We start from the raw sequence: 15,519 nt of genomic DNA on the forward strand, positions 1-15,519 counted from the left end.
CCGCCACCGTCCCGCAGACGGCTACTCGACGTCCGCTTCCGCCGCGGCCGGGGCCTCGATCTCGTCCTCCGGGCGGACCCGGCGGGCCTTGCGGGCCGCCAGCCGGTCGGACGCCGACGGACGGTTCGACTTCTCCTCCAGCCGCACGTCGGTGCCCCGGTTACCGGGTACGAAGTCGACACCGGCGTAGAGCGTCGGTTGCCAGTCGAACTCCCGTTCGCCGATGCGCACCAGGTCACCGGCCTGCGCGCCGGCCTTGGCGAGCTTCTCCTCAACGCCGAGGCGGGCCAGCCGGTCGGCCAGGTAACCCACCGCCTCGTCGTTGTCGAAGTTGGTCTGCTTCACCCAGCGCTCCGGCCGGCTGCCGCGCACCGTGTACGAGCCGTCCGGCTCGGCCTCGATGGTGAAGCCGGCGTCGTCGACCGCCTTCGGGCGGATCACGATCCGGGTCGGCTCGGCCGGCGGGGCGGCCTGGCGGCCCTGCTCGACCAGCTCCGCCATCGCGTACGTCAGCTCGCGCAGGCCCTCGCGGGTGGCGGTGGAGACGTCGAAGACGCGCAGGCCGCGGGCCTCCAGGTCGGGGCGGACGATGTCGGCGAGGTCCTTGCCGTCGGGCACGTCGACCTTGTTGAGCGCGACCAGCCGGGGCCGGTCGGCGAGCCCGCCGTACTGGGACAGCTCCGACTCGATGGCGTCGATGTCGGCGAGCGGGTCGCGGCCGGGCTCCAGCGTCGCGGTGTCGACCACGTGCACCAGCACGGCGCAGCGCTCGACGTGGCGGAGGAACTCCAGGCCCAGGCCCTTGCCGCTGGCCGCGCCCGGGATCAGGCCCGGCACGTCGGCGACGGTGAAGGTGTGGTTGTCCACGCGGACCACGCCCAGGTTCGGCACCAGCGTGGTGAACGGGTAGTCGGCGATCTTCGGCTTGGCCGCGGAGATCACCGAGATCAGCGACGACTTGCCGGCCGACGGGAAGCCGACCAGGCCCACGTCGGCGACGCTCTTGAGCTCCAGCACCACGTCCAGCCGGTCGCCGGGCTCACCCAGCTCGGCGAAGCCGGGTGCCTTGCGGCGGGCGTTCGCCAGCGAGGCGTTGCCGCGCCCGCCCCGGCCGCCCCGGGCCGCCTCGAACGTGGTGCCCACGCCGACCATGTCGGCCAGGACGTCGCCGTCGAGGCTCTGCACCACGGTGCCGTTGGGCACCTTGATGACCAGGTCGCGGCCGTTCGCGCCGTCCCGGTTCGAGCCGGCCCCGCCCTTGCCGTTCTCGGCCTTCAGGTGGGGCCGGAAGTGGAAGTCGAGCAGCGTGGTGACCTGCGCGTCGACCACCAGGGACACGCTGCCGCCGTGGCCGCCGTTGCCGCCGTCCGGCCCGCCGAACGGCTTGAACTTCTCCCGGTGGATCGAGACACAGCCGTGCCCGCCGTCGCCGGCCTGCATGTGCAGGACGACCCGGTCAACGAACGTCGTCACGACGCCAATCCTTCCAGCGGGGTCCGCCCCGCGCGTGAAAAGGCGAAGCGGGCCGGGACCAGAGGTCCGCGGCCCGCTTGGCCAGAAAACTACTGCTGCGGCACGATGCTGACGGTCTTGCGACCGCGCTTGGTGCCGAACTGAACCGAGCCGGCGGCCAGCGCGAACAGCGTGTCGTCGCCGCCACGGCCGACCAGGTCACCGGGGTGGAACTTGGTGCCACGCTGACGGATGAGGATCTCACCCGCGCTGACGACCTGACCACCGAAGCGCTTCACGCCGAGCCGCTGGGCCGCGGAGTCACGGCCGTTACGCGAGCTGGACGCACCCTTTTTGTGAGCCATTGGAGGACGACCTACTTCCCGCTGGAGATGCCGGTCACCTTGACCTGGGTCAGCGGCTGGCGGTGACCCTGGCGCTTGTGGTAGCCGGTCTTGTTCTTGAACTTGTGGATCCGGATCTTCGGGCCCTTGGTGTGCGCGGCGATCTCGCCGGACACCGCGACCTTGGCGAGCTTCGCCGCGTCGGTCACCAGGTCGTCACCGTCGACGAGGAGCACCGCGGTGAGCTTCACCGCGTCGCCGGGGGCACCGGCGAGCTTCTCGACCTCGATCACGTCGCCCTCGGCGACCTTGTACTGCTTGCCGCCGGTCTTGACGATCGCGTACATCGGAGGCGGACTCCCTGTCGTTGAGGCTGCTGGCGTCTGTTCCACCGCTGCCGGTTGTCACACCGTCGGCGGTCGTTCCCACGGCGTCTCGCCGGGAGCCGTGACACCGGCGGCGCGGGCACGCGGGAACTCGGCACACCAAAGTGCGCCGCAGGCAAGCCTACGCCATACCCGGCCCGCTCCCCAAACCGGGCTGCCGGTAGGCGGCTCTTCCGCGCGGCCCACCGGCACGACAGGGCCCCCGCGCCACACGCCAGGCGTGGATCGGGGGCCCTGTTCGCGCAGGTCAGTGCCCTACGGCCGGGTACGCCGCCGGGCGCCGCCACGGCGGGTCCGCCGGCGCGGGGCGCCGCTGTCGTCGTCGCTGTCGCCGTCACCGATCGCGTCCGGGTCGTCGGCGGCGGCCAGCCGGGCCGAGTCGCCCTCCTGGCTGTCCGCGACCGCCGGGGCGGCGGGCGTGTCCGTCTCGAACCGGGACAGGTCGTAGCCCTGGGTGTCGTAGTAGTCGTCGTCGGTCTCGACCACCTCGGCGACGGTCCGCTCCGGGGCGGCCGGTGCGGAAGGCGGCTCGGCGGCCGGCGGCTGCGCGGCTGCGGGCTCCGGCGCGGCCTCCACGGCCGGCTTCTCCGCGGCGGCCTTGCGGCCCCGGCGTCGGCCGCTCTTCTCCTCGGCCGGCGCGGCGACCGCCGAGGCGACCGCCTTGACCTTCTCGCCCGCGCCGCCGCGCGGCTTCTCCGGCACCGGCTCGGTGTGAATGATCACGCCCCGGCCCTTGCAGCACTCGCAGGTCTCGCTGAACGCCTCCAGCAGGCCCGCGCCGATGCGCTTACGGGTCATCTGCACCAGGCCGAGCGAGGTGATCTCGGTGACCTGGTGCTTGGTGCGGTCCCGGCCCAGGCACTCGGTGAGCCGGCGCAGCACCAGCTCCCGGTTCGACTCCAGCACCATGTCGATGAAGTCGATCACCACGATGCCGCCGAGGTCGCGCAGCCGCAGCTGACGCACGATCTCCTCGGCCGCCTCCAGGTTGTTGCGGGTGACCGTCTCCTCCAGGTTGCCGCCGGAGCCGGTGTACTTGCCGGTGTTGACGTCGATGACGGTCATCGCCTCGGTGCGGTCGATCACCAGCGAGCCGCCGGAGGGGAGGAAGACCTTCCGGTCCAGCCCCTTGAGGATCTGCTCGTCGATCCGGTACTCGGCGAACACGTCCGCCACCCCGGCGTGCCGCCGCAGCCGCGCCACCAGGTCCGGCGAGACGTGCGACAGGTACGACTCGACCAGGTCGTACGCGGACTCGCCCTCGATGACCAGCTCGCGGAAGTCCTCGTTGAAGAGGTCCCGGACCACGCGGATGACCAGGTCCGGCTCCTCGTAGAGCAGCACCGGGGCGCCGCCCTCGGTCGCCTTGGCCTGGATGTCCTCCCACTGCGCCTGCAGCCGCTTGACGTCACGCGCCAGCTCGTCCTCGCTGGCGCCCTCGGCCGCGGTCCGGACGATCACCCCGGCGCCGTCCGGCACCAGCTTCTTCAGCGCGTCCCGCAGCCGCTTGCGCTCGGTGTCGGGCAGCTTGCGGCTGATGCCGGAGGCGTTGCCGTTCGGCACGTAGACCAGGTGCCGGCCGGAGAGCGCGATGTGACTGGTCAGCCGCGCGCCCTTGTGCCCGATCGGGTCCTTGGTCACCTGCACGAGCACCGAGTCGCCGGAGCGCAGCGCCTGCTCGATCGAGCGCGCCCGGCCCTCCAGGCCGGTGGCGTCCCAGTTGACCTCGCCGGCGTACAGCACCGCGTTGCGCCCGCGCCCGATGTCGACGAAGGCGGCCTCCATGCTCGGCAGCACGTTCTGGACCTTGCCCAGGTAGACGTTGCCGGCCATGGTGGCGGACGAGTTGCGGGTCACGTAGTGCTCGACCAGCACGCCGTCCTCGAGCACGGCGATCTGGGTGCGGTCGCCGCGCTGGCGGACCACCATCACCCGGTCGACCGCCTCACGGCGGGCCAGGAACTCCGACTCGCTCAGGATCGGCGGCCGGGTACGCCGCTGCTCGCGGCCGTCCCGGCGGCGCTGCCGCTTGGCCTCCAGCCGGGTCGAGCCGGAGACGCCCTGCACCTCGTCGACCGGCTTGCGCGGCTCACGGATCTTGACGACGGTGGGCACGCCGTCCTCGGCGGCGGTGTCCGCCTCCCCCGCGCCGCGGCGGCGACGGCGGCGACGGCGGCGGGTCATCCCCTCGCCGTCGGGCTCCTCGTCCTCGGCGGACTCCTCGGTCTCGTCCTCGGCGGTCTCGGCCGCGGCGGGCTCCTCGACGTCCTCGTCGTCGGCCTCGTCGGCGCCACCCTTGCCCCGGCCCCGGCCCCGGCGACCCCGGCGACGACGCCGCCGGCCGGCGGCCGTCTCGTCGTCCTCGTCGATCTCGGCGGACTCCTCGGCCTCGGCGGACGGCTCCTCCTCGACGACCTCCGACTCGGCCTCGGCCTCGGCCGGCTCGACCTCCCGGCGGGCGCGACGGCGGCGCCGGCCGGTCTCGACCGCTTCCTCGATCGGCTCCTCCGCCGCCGGGTACGTGACCTGGACGGCGGGCGCCTCGTCGGGCTGCGGCGCCATGAACAGGACGGTCGGCGCGGAGAGCGCGGCACGACGCCGCCGGGTGGTGGGCGGCGTCGGCTCGGCCGGCTCCTCGTCCACGCGCGGCACGGCGGCGCCCGTCGACACGACGCCCGTCGCGTCCGCCGGGCCGCCGCTGCGGGCCAGGTCGACCTCGTGGGTACGCGCACCCGCGGCGCTCGCGTCCTCGACGGTCCCGGCCTCGGCGTCCTCGTCCTCGACGTCCTCGCCGAGGCCGGCGATCGCCTTGTCACCGGCGGTGGCCCCGCTCCCGCCGGTGGTGGCAGCATCCCCGATGGCGGTGGTCCGGTCGCCGGTGGCGGCCTTGTCGCCGGTGGTGGTGGCCGTGTCCCCGGAGGCGGCCTTGTCGGCGGTGGCGGCGCGGCGGCGGGTGCGGGACCGCCCGGCGGTACCCGTGCTCTCCGCGACCCCGGCCTGGCCCGGCGCGGTGGCCTCGGCACCGTCGATGTCGGCGCGGCCCTCGGCGATCAAGTCACCCCCGGGCGCAGAGACCGGCCCGTCGATCACCCCGTCCGTGGGCGTCTGCCCGCCGGCGGCGGTCTCGTCCGGCACGACGGTCTCGGCAGCCGGCGGCGTGGCCTTGCGACGACGGGTCCGGGTCACCTTGACCGGCGGCACGACCTCCTCCGAGGCGGCCTCCACACCCGCCGCGGCCACCGGCTCCTCGACCGCCTTCGCCGGGGTGGCCTTACGACGCCGCCGGGTGGTCTTGGGCGCGGTGTCCAACTCTCCGGCGATCGGTGCGAGCACCTCGGCCTGCGGCGACTCGCCGCTGCCGGTCGCCGCAGTGGACGCCTCGACCGGCGCGTCGGTCTGCTCCGGCTGGTTCAGCGGGGCGGCCTTGCGACGGCTGGCCCGCTTACGGGCCGGCGGCTTGGTCTCGGCGACGCCCTCCAGGGCGGCGACGCCTTCAGCGGTGGCGCCTTCAGCGGTGGCGCCTTCCGCACTGGCGACGCCCTGGGCGGTGCCGTCGTCGGCGCTGCCGGAGGCGGCACCCTGGGCGCCGGCGGAGGCCGCGCTCGCGGCGCTGCCGGAGGCGGTGGCGGCGTTGTCGGCGGGCGTCCCGGTCGGCTCTGCGCCGGTCCGTTCGCCGCCCTCGGGCTCGTTCTCGAGCATGGACGTTCTCCAGTTCTGGCTGCCCCGGGCGCGGGTGAGCGCTGCCACGCAGGGTTGCCGCAAAGGTGTTTCCGCCGGGCGCGCAAACGCGCGACCGCCGAAGTCTGCCTGCCAGAGCGTTGACCGACGGTCAGCGCTCTCCGATGGTTGCCCCGTCGCGATCCGCTTCCAACGGATCGACGATCTCGCCCTGCGCGGTCAGCGTGCCCTGCGCCAGCCGAATCACCTTCGGGGTGACCGGCGGCTCCAGGGCGGCCACCGCGCGGAGGCCGGACAGGACGTCATCGGGCCGAACGGACGGGGTGACCTGCCGCACGACCAGTTCGAGTATCGCACACGGTACGGCCGCCGCTTCGGAAGGCGTCTCAGACGGAGACACCACATCGATGGACACCACTGCCGCACGGGCGTCGAACGTACGCCGCCCCTGCTTGGTCATCCGCTCGACCAGGACCTCCTCGGCGGCGGTGAAGGCCGCCACGGCCCCCGCCAGCACCTTCGGGTCGACCTCGGGCAGCTCGATCCGCCAGTACGACGCCTCGATCCGGTCGGCGAGGCTGCCGCCGGTGGCCTCCACCGCGTCGAGCACGTCGAGTCCGGGCGAGAGCGCGGCGTCGAGGGCCTCGCGCAGCCGCGCCGGGTCGACCGGCTCACGCAGCCCGATCTCCAGGTACTCCGCCTCGCTGGCCACACCTGTGGGCGCCGCCGAGGCGTACGAGATCTTGGGGTGTGGGGTGAAGCCCTGGGAGAAGGCGATCGGCACGCCGGCCCGGCGCAGCGCGCGCTCGAAGGCCCGGGCGAAGTCCCGGTGCGAGGTGAAACGCAGCGGTCCCCGCTTGGCGTACCGGATACGGACCCGCTGGACGACGGGGGCCTGGCCGCCCTCGGGTTGAGGCTTTCTGGCGATCGTGAGCTCCTCGGCTGTGCCTGCGTATCGGTCCCATCCTGGCGCAGCACCCACGGTGCCCCACACCCGGGGCCACCCCACCCACCCCAAACCGCCCCAAACCCCCGCCCGCCCCCGCCGTGATCAAGGAGTTCACGTCCAGCTCCCACGCCCCCGAGACCCCAAACCCCTTGATCACCCCACCCGGCCTGCCGGGTCGGGCCGACAAGGGCCGGAGGGCCGGGAGAGGTTGGGCGGGGTCAGGAGCGGTTGTCGTGGGGCGGGGTGGGCTGGGCCGGGGGTGGGTAGGCGCCGGGGTCGGGCTGGGGGTGGGTGCCCTTGGGCGGGTATCCGTCCGGCTGGGACGGGGCGCCAGGGTGCGGTGAGGTGCCCGGGCGGGCGTAGGCGCCGGGCGACGAAGGGCCGCCGGGTGGGCCGTAGCCGGGCGGCGGGCCGTAGCCGGCGGGGTGGCCGGCCGGGACCGGCGGGCCCTGCTCGGTCATCCGGTCGAGCGCCTCGTCCGGGATGTCGGCGGCGCGCGCCAGCTCGCGCCGGTGCCGGCGGCGGTTCCAGATCAGGAACACCACGAGTGCCACCAGCACCACCAGCGCCACGGCGATGCCGATGCCGATCACCATGACCTGCTGGTCGGTGGGGCCGCCCCGGTCGCCGTAGTCGGTCACGTCGAAGTCTTCATCCTCGGCCGCGGCCGGTGGCGCGGACGCGCTGGCCGGAGCGGCGCCGAGCAGCGGGTTCGCCGACACCGACGGCACGTCGGCGGTGAGCGCCGCCACCGGGTCGATCCGGCCGAAGCCGAACTGCGGGTCGCGGCCGGGCGGGCCGGCGTCCCGGGCGGTACGGATGATCCGGTTGATCACGTCGGGTGCGGAGAGCCGGGGGAACTTCGACCTGATCAGCGCCGCCACACCGGCGACGATGGCCGTGGAGTCGGACGTGCCGTCGCCCCAGCCGTACCCCCGGTCGGGTCCGATGTTGTAGACCTCGTCCCCCGGAGCGGCGACCACCGCCTCCGGGCCCTGGGCCGAGCCGGGCCAGAAGCCGCCGCCCCGGGTCGTGCCGGTCACCGCGATCACGCCGGGGATCTTCGCGGGTGAGGCGATGTCCGGGCCGAGCTTGCGGACGTTGCCGGCGGCGGCCACCACGACCACGTCGCGTTCCAGCGCGTACCGGATCGCCGCCTCTTCGCCCTCGTCGACGGCGCCGGCGTGCCCGTAGGACAGGTTGAGCACCCTCGCGCCGCCGTCCACCGCCATCCGGATGCCGGTCGCGGAGTTGCCCGCGTCGGCGCCCTTGTCGCCGGACGGCGTGCGGATGGGCAGGATCCGGGCGTCCGGCGCGACGCCGACCACCCCGGTCCCGTTCGCCGCGATGATCCCGGCCATGTGGGTGCCGTGGCCGTCCGGGTCGCGCCGGCCGTCGCCGGAGTCGAACGTGCTGCGCCCGGCCAGGAGCCGGCCGCGCAGATCCGGGTGGCCGGCGTCGGCGCCGCTGTCGACCACTCCGACCACGACACCACGCCCGGTGGAGATCTGGTGTGCCCGGTCGATCCGCAGCTCGTCGAGGTACCACTGCTCGGCCCGGCGGGGAGCGCCGACGGCGGGCTGCGCGGCCCCCAGCACCATCAGCCCGGCCGCCAGCGCGGCCACCACCGGCCGGAACGCGCCGACGTGCACCGTCATCCGTCCGTCCTCATCGCAGGATGCCCGGGGACGCACCGTCACCGGCGCCCCACGGATCGTCGTCCTCAGTCAACCACGACGAGTGGTCGCCACCGCCGCCGCCATGCCCGGCGCCGCCGTGGCCGCCCATCATCCCGCCGCCCATCATGCCCGCGCCGGCCAGGCCACCACGCGCGCCGGCCGCGCCCGCGCCTCCCGGCCCCGCGCCCGCCGCCGCCCGCAGCGCGCCGGCCGCGCTGGTCAGCGGGGGCACCTTGCCGTTGCCGCCGCCGACCATGCCGGGCAGCGCACCCACGCCCATGCCACCGGCCGCGCCGAGGCCACCGCCGCCGATGCCGCCCGCCGAACCCAGCCCGGCACCACCGCCGCCGAAGCCGGCGCCGCCGGTGCTCAGTCCGGCGCCGCCACCGCCGAGGGTGCTGCCCGGACCGCCCGGGGTGATCGTGCCCGGCCCACCCGCGCCGGCCAGGCCGGTGCCGTATTCGGGACTGCCGGAACCCGGGGCGCCGGCGCCGGGCAGGCCGGTGCCGGGCGGGGTGTACGAGCCGCCGCCGGGGCCGCTGCCACCGAACTCGGGCACGCCGGTGGTCGGCGGGGGCGTGAACGAGCCGCCACCGCCGACACCGCCACCGCCGCCGCCGATGCCGGTGCTGCCCAGCGAGGGCATCCCGCCGCCGCCACCACCGGCACCGCCGCCACCGCCGCCGCCGGGCAGCCCACCGCCGGGCACTCCCGACGGGGGTACGCGGGGATCCGCGCGGTAGCCGTCGTCGAGCCGCCCGTCGGGCTGGGGTACGACCAGCTTGGGACGCTCGGCCTCGACCGCGGCCGGCAGCGGCGACATCGCCTTGTTGGCCGCCTGCTGGTTGTCGCGGTACCAGTTGTCCAGGTGGGACTTGGTGTCCCACCAGCCGCCGCGCTTCTGGTCGTTGGCGTTGCCGTCGATCTTCATGGTGGCTTCGAGGTCGTCGGCCTTGTCGCGGAACGCGCCGTCGGCGTAGAGCGCCTGGTTGGACTGGTAGTCGCTGCGCAGGGCGGCGAGGAAGCCGGACTGGCTCTCGCCGTCGCGCGCGTCGTCCAGCTCGGTGCCGCCGGGCAGGCTCCACTCGTTCCAGCCGAAGTTGTCCATCAGCGGGATCGGGATGCTCGCCACCGCCGTACGGATGTCGCCCTCGATCCGCGACAGCGCGCCACTGACGTTGCTGGCGTGCGTAATGAGCTCCTCGATCTCTTTGCCGATCTCGCCCAGGTGCTCGCGGTACGCGTCGCCGCCGCTGCCCTGCCAGCCGGCGAGCAGCCCGGGGAGACCGCCGGTGTGCGGGCGCTCCTGGCCGGGCGCGATCGGGCCGACGAACGAGCGGCCGACCAGCGAGTCACGCAGATGGCCGAGCGCGGTGGACAGGTTGCGCCAGCCCGCGCCGACCGAACCCACGGTCTCCGGATCCGCCGAGAGCGTCACCTCACGGACGCAGCGCTCCCAGGTGCCTCCTGCCATGACCGTCTCCCCCTCAGGCCGTGTACGGGTAGGTGGGCTGCTGCCCGGCGTCCGGCGGCGGGGCCGCGGTCTCCAGCAGCCGCTCGATGTCCTTGCCGTTCGCGGCGTTGCGGGCCTCGGCGTCGCGGAACGCCTTGGCGATGTCCTGCGTGCCCTGCTTCAGGCCGGCCAGCTTCATGGAGATGGCCTTGAGGTGGGCCTCCATGCTGGCCGTGGACCTGGTCAGCGCCGCCCACTGCATCCGGGCGTCCTCGTACGCGCCGAACGGGGTGCCGTTGGGCACCGTCTGCGCGTTGCCGCTGTCGCCCTTCATCCGCTCCTTGATGCGTTCCATCTCGTAGCCGATGGTGTCGTCGACGTACTGCTTGAGGCGCTCGACGTACTCCGCCGCGGCGTCCAGGTCCTCGACGCTGACGTGCAGATCGCCGGTATCCGGCGGATTGATGCCCATGCCTGCTGTCCTCCCCGCTACCGGCCCTGGCCGGTCCATTACGGACGCAGCGTATCGAGGATGCACCAGTCGGGGCAGCCCCACCCCGCGCACGCGCGCGGTCGCCCGGAAGGACGACGGAGCGCGGGAACCCGGTCGGGTTCCCGCGCTCCGGTACGGTCCGTGCCTCAGCCCTGGGCGGCGGCGGGCAGCTTCAGTCCATTGACCGGGGTGAGCGGCAGCAGCTTGCGGCCGGTCGGGCCGATCTGGATCTCGGTGTCCATGGACGGGCACACGCCGCAGTCGAAGCAGGGCGTCCAGCGGCAGTCGTCCTGCTCGTACTCCGACAGCGAGTCCTGCCAGTCCTGCCAGAGCCAGTCCTTGTCCAGGCCGGAGTCGAGGTGGTCCCAGGGCAGGACCTCCAGCTCCTCGCGCTCGCGGGTGGTGTACCAGTCGAGGTCCACGCCGTACGCCGGCAGCACCTCGGCGGCGGCGTCCACCCAGCGCTGGTACGAGAAGTGCTCGCTCCAGCCGTCGAACCGGCCGCCGTTCTCCCAGACCTTGCGGATCACCGCGCCGACCCGGCGGTCGCCCCGGGACAGCAGGCCCTCGATCAGCGACGGCTCGCCGTCGTGGTAGCGGAAGCCGATCGCCCGGCCCAGCGACCGGTCGCTGTTGATCGCCTGCTTGAGCAGCTTGAGCCGGCCGTCGATGACCTCCGGCCGCTCCATCGAGGCCCACTGGAACGGGGTGTGCGGCTTGGGCACGAAACCGCCGATGGAGACCGTGCAGCGGATGTCCTTGGACCCGGTCGCGGCGCGGCCGGCCCGGATCACCTCGTGCGCCATGTCGGCGATCTCCAGGACGTCCTCGTCGGTCTCGGTGGGCAGGCCGCACATGAAGTAGAGCTTCACCTGCCGCCAGCCGTTGGAGTACGCGGTGACCACGGTGCGGATGAGGTCTTCCTTCGACACCATCTTGTTGATCACCTTGCGGATCCGCTCCGACCCGCCCTCCGGGGCGAACGTCAGACCGGTCCGCCGCCCGTTGCGGGACAGTTCCTGGGCCAGGTCGATGTTGAACGCGTCCACCCGGGTCGAGGGCAGTGACAGCGAGACGTTCGTGCCGGCGTACTGCTCGGCCAGGCCGGAGCACATGTCGCCGATCTCCGAGTGGTCGGCCGACGAAAGCGACAGCAGGCCGACCTCGTGGAAGCCGGAGAACTCCAGCCCTTCCTTGACCATCTGGCCGACGGTGGTGATCGAGCGCTCCCGCACCGGACGGGTGATCATGCCGGCCTGGCAGAACCGGCAGCCCCGGGTGCAGCCCCGGAAGATCTCCACCGCGTACCGCTCGTGGACCGTCTCGGCGAGCGGGACCAGGGGCTTCTTCGGGTACGGCCAGGCGTCCAGGTCCATCGTCGTGCGCTTGTGCACCCGGAACGGCACGTCCGGGCGGTTCGGCACGACCCGCTGGATACGGCCGTCGGGCAGGTAGTCGACGTCGTAGAAGCGCGGCACGTAGACGCTCTCGGTCCGGGCCAGCCGCAGCAGAAGCTCGTCCCGGCCGCCCGGGGAGCCCTCGGCCTTCCACTCCCGGACGATGGCGGTGATCTCCAGCACCGCCTCCTCGCCGTCGCCGAGCACCGCGGCGTCGACGAAGTCGGCGATCGGCTCCGGGTTGAACGCGGCGTGCCCGCCGGCCACGATCACCGGGTCGGCGTCGGTGCGGTCGGCCGCGAGCAGCGGGATGCCGGCCAGGTCGATCGCGGTGAGCAGGTTGGTGTAGCCCAGCTCGGTGGAGAACGAGACGCCGAACACGTCGAAGTCACGCACCGGGCGGTGGGCGTCGACGGTGAACTGCGGCACGCCGTGGGCGCGCATCAGCTTCTCCAGGTCCGGCCAGACCGCGTACGTCCGCTCAGCCAGCACGTCGGGCAGCTCGTTGAGCACCTCGTACAGGATCTGCACGCCCTGGTTGGGCAGGCCCACCTCGTACGCGTCCGGATACATCAGCGCCCACCGGACGGTGGCGGCGTCCCAGTCCTTGACCACCGCGCCCAGCTCTCCACCCACGTACTGGATGGGCTTGGTCACCTGCGGCAGCAACGGCTCCAGCCGAGGCCAGACCGAGTTGGCGGCGGCGGGACGCGGGGTGGTGGACGGGGCACTCATGATGCCCAAGCGTACGCGGTGCCCCCGCCCCGCCGTCCCCAGCCGCCACACCCGCGCCCGTGTCCGCCGCGTTGATCAAGGAGTTTGCGGGCTGTCCCGCGCTCCCACCGGACACGAACTCCTTGATCACCGGAGTGGGGCCGGTGAGCGGGCGGGATTAGTCCTGGGTGGCGGGGCGGTACTAACCTCGCAACGGGCGCGAGAGGAGATAGCCGCGATGCCGCAGCCGCAGCCGGGGGCGGGCCGGCCGGCCGACGGGGCCGAGGAGCCGACCGTCATCGAGCCGGCCACCGCCGTCGACACCGAGGACGCCACCGGCGCCTCCGCTCCGGCGTCGCCGTCCGCCGCGCCGGGAGCCGCCGCACCCGAGGGCCGGCCGTCCACCACGCCGGACACCGCCGCGCCTTCGCACGACGCGGCCCCGCAGCCGCGGACCACCGAGGCCGAGACGCCCACGAACGAGGTCGACGCCACCGCGCCCGAGACGCCCACGGACAGGGTCGAGCCCACCGGAACCGAGAAGCCCACCGAGAAGGTCCAGCCCATCGAGACCGAGACGCCCACCGCCAAGGTCCAGCCCACCGGAACCGAGACACCCACCGACAAGGTCCAGTCCGCCGCAACCGAGACGGCCACGGACAGCGCTGAGGCCCTCGCCGCCGGCACCGAGACGCCCGCCGACAGCACTGACGCCCCGGCAACCGACGCCGAAACACCCGCCGAGACCGCCGGAACACCGGCCGACAACACCGCGACAGCCGCCGGCGGGACCGACACCGTCCCGCAGGTGCCGGTCCCACGGGCCCGCGGGTCGGCCCCGGTGCCGGGCCGGACCACACCCGCCCCCACTCCCCGCACGGGCCGCCAGCCGGACCCGACCCGGATCGACGCGGCCCCGCAGCCGCCGGCGGCCACCACCACGCCGGACCCGACCCGGATCGACGCCGCGCCGCAGCCACCCTCGGCCACCACGCCGGACCCCACCCGGGTGGACAACGCCCCGAACCCGACTGGGAACGCACCGAACGCCACCCGCGTCGAGGCGCCCCGCTGGAGCGGCTCCGCCGCCGTCCCGCCACCGGCGCCGAGCCGGCCCCGCTGGGGCGCGTCCGCCGAGCCCACGCCGGTGCCGCCGTTGGACTCGCCCGAGCACGCCACGCCGGTCGACCCGTGGGAGGGGGTGGACACCACCGGCTGGGAGCTGCACGCGCCGGAGCTGCCGCCCCTGACGCCGACGCTGCCGTACACCGCGCCCTGGTCGACGCCGAACCCCCACCCGGCCCACCCGGCGCCGCCGCAGCCGCCCCACCCGCAGCCGCCCGCCGCCCGGCCGGTCTCGACGCCGCCGCACCACCCGGCACACCCCGCCGCACCGGCCGCCCGGCCGGTCTCACCGCCGTCGCATCACCCGGCCCGGCCGGTGTCGCCACCGCCGCACGCGCCGCAGTACCCCGCCGCGCCGGCCGCCCGTCCCCTGCCACCACCGGCGGCTCCCGCCCCGGCCAAGCCGGCGCGGCCGCCGAAGCAGCGCCGGGGCAAGGCCGGGCCGCCGGTCGCGCCGCCGCCGGGCTGGCAGCAGCCGCCCAAGCGGACCCGCCGACGGCGTCGCTGGCCCTGGGTGCTGCTGCTCAGCGTCGCGTGCTGCTGCGGCCTGCCGCTGTGGTGGTTCCAGCCGATCTCCAGCCAGTACCCGGCCCGCGCCAGCCTCCCGGACCAGATCGACTCGATGCGGCTGCGCCAGGACGAGCGCAGCCAGGCCGCCGCCGAGGAGCTGAAGAGCCGGGTACGCGAGTCGAACCTGCTCGCCGAGGACACGTTCGCCGGTATCTACACGACGAGCGACGGCAAGCGGGTGACGTTGTTCGGCAGCACCGGCCTGCGGTTCAGCCCGGAGTCGGACGCCAAGGCGGAGATCGACCGCCTCGCCGGGGAGTACGCCCTGAAGGAGTCGGTGAACGTGGAGACCGGCGTCCGGGGCCGGTACGCGCGCTGCGCGGTCGGCCGGGCGGACGGCGACTCGGTGGTGGTCTGCGCCTCGGCCGACCACGGCAGTCTGACCACAGGCGTGTTCACCCGGTTGTCCGTGGACGACAGCGGGCGGCTACTGAACGATCTGCGTCAGCGCGTGGTGGTGCCGAAGTCCTGACCGCTCAGGCGGTCTGCTCACCGGCGGCCTGGTCGGCGCGCTTCGGCGCGTAGCGCGGGACGTACTCCTGGCCGCTGAGCTTCTGGATCTCGGCCATCATCTCGTCGGTCATCGCGCGCAGCGACGTGCGGTCGTCGGGACGGCCGGTGAAGTCCAGCGGCTTGCCGAACTTGATGGTGATCTTGGCCCGGCCCGGTCGCGGGATCCGCGTACCGATCGGCTGGGCCTTGTCGGTGCCGGTCACGCCGACCGGGATGATCGGCACGCCGGCGGCGATCGCCAGCCGGACCGTGCCGGTACGCCCGCGGTAGAGCCGCCCGTCCGGCGAACGGGTGCCCTCCGGGTAGACGGCGACCAGGTCACCGGCCTTGAGCACCGGGATCGCCGCGTCGAACGCGGTGAGCGCGGCCCGCCCGCCGGCCCGCTCGACCGGGATCGCGCCCAGCCCGGTGAGCACGAACTTGGAGAAGCCGCCCTTGAGGCCGGTGCCCTTGAAGTACTCCGACTTGGCCCAGAACGCCAGGTGGCGGGGCACCACGGTGCCGAGCAGCAGCTCGTCGGCGACGGAGAGGTGGTTGCTGGCGAAGATCGCGCCGCCGGTCGCCGGGATGTGCTCCAAACCCTCCACGTGCGGACGGAAGGCCAACCGGAGCGCGGGCGCCACGGTGAGCTTGCCGATGGTGTAGAGCAGGGGCACGGGTCCTCCGGCGGTCGTACGTGAAACAGGCGCTGTCACGGTAGCCGACGCGGCCGTCCGTCACCGAGCGGGTGGCCCGCAGTCCACTCGCTGGGGCTGGGCCCTCCCCC

The 15,519-nt window shown here is 74.1% G+C and carries 11 protein-coding genes; 1 reads left to right on the forward strand and 10 read right to left on the reverse strand.

Going from position 1 to position 15,519, the window contains the following annotated elements; all coding sequences use genetic code 11:
* Nucleotides 1-21: 21 nt before the first annotated feature.
* From obgE to HA073_RS28940, 9 genes are all read right to left on the reverse strand, one after another.
* Nucleotides 22-1,473, reverse strand: coding sequence for a GTPase ObgE (gene obgE, locus HA073_RS28900; RefSeq protein ID WP_166457748.1), 1,452 nt, complete (start codon nucleotides 1,471-1,473; stop codon nucleotides 22-24).
* 89 nt (nucleotides 1,474-1,562) lie between these two features.
* Nucleotides 1,563-1,817 carry a 50S ribosomal protein L27 gene (gene rpmA, locus HA073_RS28905; RefSeq protein WP_013288010.1) on the reverse strand — a complete coding sequence of 85 codons (255 nt, stop codon included), beginning with the start codon at nucleotides 1,815-1,817 and terminating at the stop codon, nucleotides 1,563-1,565.
* An 11-nt stretch (nucleotides 1,818-1,828) separates the two neighbouring features.
* The gene (gene rplU / locus HA073_RS28910) at nucleotides 1,829-2,143 is read right to left on the reverse strand and encodes a 50S ribosomal protein L21 (protein WP_018787289.1); all 315 of its coding nucleotides are present in this window, start codon (nucleotides 2,141-2,143) and stop codon (nucleotides 1,829-1,831) included.
* Between the two features lie 294 nt (nucleotides 2,144-2,437).
* On the reverse strand, nucleotides 2,438-5,881 hold the full coding sequence (locus HA073_RS28915; RefSeq protein WP_166457749.1) for an Rne/Rng family ribonuclease: 3,444 nt from the start codon (nucleotides 5,879-5,881) through the stop codon (nucleotides 2,438-2,440).
* 130 nt (nucleotides 5,882-6,011) lie between these two features.
* Entirely contained in the window at nucleotides 6,012-6,731 is a 720-nt protein-coding gene (locus HA073_RS28920; RefSeq protein WP_083296969.1) for a TIGR03936 family radical SAM-associated protein, read from the reverse strand.
* Between the two features lie 296 nt (nucleotides 6,732-7,027).
* On the reverse strand, nucleotides 7,028-8,467 hold the full coding sequence (gene mycP / locus HA073_RS28925) for a type VII secretion-associated serine protease mycosin (RefSeq protein WP_166457750.1): 1,440 nt from the start codon (nucleotides 8,465-8,467) through the stop codon (nucleotides 7,028-7,030).
* Between the two features lie 10 nt (nucleotides 8,468-8,477).
* Nucleotides 8,478-9,962 (reverse strand): hypothetical protein, encoded by a 1,485-nt coding sequence (locus HA073_RS28930; protein ID WP_166457751.1) that lies wholly within the window; start codon nucleotides 9,960-9,962, stop codon nucleotides 8,478-8,480.
* Nucleotides 9,963-9,975: 13 nt separating this feature from the next.
* Nucleotides 9,976-10,413, reverse strand: coding sequence for a hypothetical protein (locus tag HA073_RS28935; RefSeq protein ID WP_030503083.1), 438 nt, complete (start codon nucleotides 10,411-10,413; stop codon nucleotides 9,976-9,978).
* A gap of 167 nt (nucleotides 10,414-10,580) precedes the next feature.
* Nucleotides 10,581-12,566 carry a TIGR03960 family B12-binding radical SAM protein gene (locus tag HA073_RS28940; protein ID WP_043328969.1) on the reverse strand — a complete coding sequence of 662 codons (1,986 nt, stop codon included), beginning with the start codon at nucleotides 12,564-12,566 and terminating at the stop codon, nucleotides 10,581-10,583.
* A gap of 217 nt (nucleotides 12,567-12,783) precedes the next feature.
* Between HA073_RS28940 and HA073_RS28945 the strand changes: the two genes are divergently transcribed.
* The gene (locus HA073_RS28945) at nucleotides 12,784-14,712 is read left to right on the forward strand and encodes a hypothetical protein (RefSeq protein ID WP_166457752.1); all 1,929 of its coding nucleotides are present in this window, start codon (nucleotides 12,784-12,786) and stop codon (nucleotides 14,710-14,712) included.
* Between the two features lie 4 nt (nucleotides 14,713-14,716).
* On the opposite strand, the gene HA073_RS28950 is transcribed toward HA073_RS28945, so the two are convergent.
* The gene (locus tag HA073_RS28950; RefSeq protein WP_069087994.1) at nucleotides 14,717-15,409 is read right to left on the reverse strand and encodes a 1-acyl-sn-glycerol-3-phosphate acyltransferase; all 693 of its coding nucleotides are present in this window, start codon (nucleotides 15,407-15,409) and stop codon (nucleotides 14,717-14,719) included.
* Between the last annotated feature and the right edge of the window lie 110 nt (nucleotides 15,410-15,519).

This window comes from Micromonospora sp. CMU55-4 (assembly GCF_011602315.1).
GTDB classification, from domain to species: Bacteria; Actinomycetota; Actinomycetes; order Mycobacteriales; family Micromonosporaceae; genus Micromonospora; species Micromonospora chalcea.